Source organism: Stenotrophomonas maltophilia group sp. Smal32, from assembly GCF_030237085.1.
GTDB lineage: Bacteria > Pseudomonadota > Gammaproteobacteria > Xanthomonadales > Xanthomonadaceae > Stenotrophomonas > Stenotrophomonas maltophilia_Q.
The window spans coordinates 1-1,737 of sequence record NZ_JASJSI010000211.1; the positions used below are offsets into that span (position 1 = coordinate 1).

General features: G+C 68.9%; 1 protein-coding gene and 1 pseudogene. Both read left to right on the forward strand.

Annotated elements, in window-relative coordinates:
* Window positions 1-502, forward strand: a pseudogene (locus QRO91_RS22365) (glutathione synthase); the annotation flags it as partial.
* Entirely contained in the window at window positions 502-1,386 is an 885-nt protein-coding gene (locus tag QRO91_RS22370) for an energy transducer TonB (protein ID WP_049431798.1), read from the forward strand. The pseudogene QRO91_RS22365 and the gene QRO91_RS22370, both read left to right, overlap by 1 nt.
* The last annotated feature ends 351 nt before the right edge of the window (window positions 1,387-1,737 follow it).

Sequence of the window (1,737 nt, forward strand, 5' to 3'; positions counted from 1 at the left end):
GGCCTTCGCGCTGGAGCATGGCCAGGCCGTGCTGAAGCCGCTGGACGGCATGGGCGGCCGCTCGATCTTCCGCAGCGGCCAGGGCGATCCGAACCTGAACGTGATCCTGGAAACGCTGACCGACGGCGGCCACAGGATGGCGCTGGCGCAGAAATTCATTCCCGACATCACCGCCGGCGACAAGCGCATCCTGCTGGTCGATGGCGAGCCCGTCGACTACTGCCTGGCGCGCATCCCGCAGGGCGATGAATTCCGCGGCAACCTCGCCGCCGGCGGTCGCGGCGAAGGCCGCCCGCTGAGCGAGCGCGACCGCTGGATCGCTGCCCAGGTGGGCCCGGAAATGAAGCGTCGTGGCATGCGCTTCGTCGGCCTGGACGTGATCGGCGACTACCTGACCGAGGTCAACGTGACCAGCCCGACCTGCGTGCGCGAACTGGACGCACAGTACGGCCTGAACATCGCCGGCACCCTGTTCGACGCGCTCGAGGCCGGCCTGCGCTGATGCCCTCCGCACCTGCCGTCCTGCCCCCGCCACCGCGCGAAGCGCAACGGCTGGGGGCGACCATCGCGCTGTCTGTGCTGGTCCACGCCCTGCTGATCCTGGGCGTGGGCTTCGCCGTGAAGGGCGATGCGCCGCTGGTGCCGACGCTGGAAGTGATCTTCAGTCAGACCCGCACCGCGCTGACCCCGAAACAGGCCGATTTCCTGGCTGCGGCCAACCAGGAAGGTGGTGGCGAGCACGACCGCGCGCAGCGTCCGCGCGACAACCAGGCCGGCATCGTGCCGCAGGCCCAGTCAGGGCTGAGCCCTGTGCCGCAGCAGCAGCAATCGGCTGCGCCGGTTCCGCCGCCGCAGGCACGGGTGGTCAGCAGCCGCAATGGCGAAGAGGTGGTAGCGCAGGCGCAGGCCCGCCCCACGCCGGATCAGCCCGAACCGGATGCGCCCTTGAGTGCGCGCGAACAGCGCGACGTGGAGATGGCACGGCTGGCTGCCGAAGTGCACCTGCGCTCGGCGCAGTACGCCAAGCGCCCGAACCGCAAGTTCGTGTCGGCCAGCACGCGTGAGTATGCCTACGCCAATTACCTGCGCGCCTGGGTCGACCGTGCGGAGAAGGTAGGCAACCTGAATTACCCGGATGAGGCCAGGCAGCGCCGCCTCGGCGGCCAGGTGGTGATCAGCGTGGGCGTGCGCCGCGATGGCAGCGTGGAGAGCAGCCGGATCCTGCGTTCGAGCGGTACGCCGTTGCTGGATGAGGCAGCGCTGCGGGTGGTGCAGCTGGCGCAGCCGTTCCCGCCGTTGCCGAAGACCGAGGACGAGATCGATATCCTGCAGGTGACCCGTACCTGGGTGTTCCTGCCGGGCGGCACCCTGCACGACGACCGGTAGGGGTTTGTTGCCCGGGCCTGCGGCCCGGGGCCCGCTGCAAGGCTGGAGCAACGGCAACAGCAACGGCAACAGCGGCGGTCGGTGTACTGAGGCTTGGCGGGGCGGTGTCGGGCGGCGGGGACGCCGCAAGTACGTCCCTGTAGGCTTAGCCGCGGCATCCATGCCGCGGATACCCCGCCACCCGACACCGCCCCACCTCCGACAGATCGCGGCGCATCATCGCTTTTGGTAGGTGTCGACCTGGGGCGACACACATCCGCGCCATGCGTGGATGCGAGCGAAGCGATCCGCTTTTGACTTTGATTTTCTTTTTGATTTTCCGTGGCGGACGCGCACGGAAACTGTCCGAGG

Bases quoted from the DNA above. Each gene is read 5' to 3' on its own strand.
- QRO91_RS22370 (WP_049431798.1), top strand. From the start codon at position 502: ATGCCCTCCGCACCTGCCGTCCTGCCCCCGCCACCGCGCGAAGCGCAA.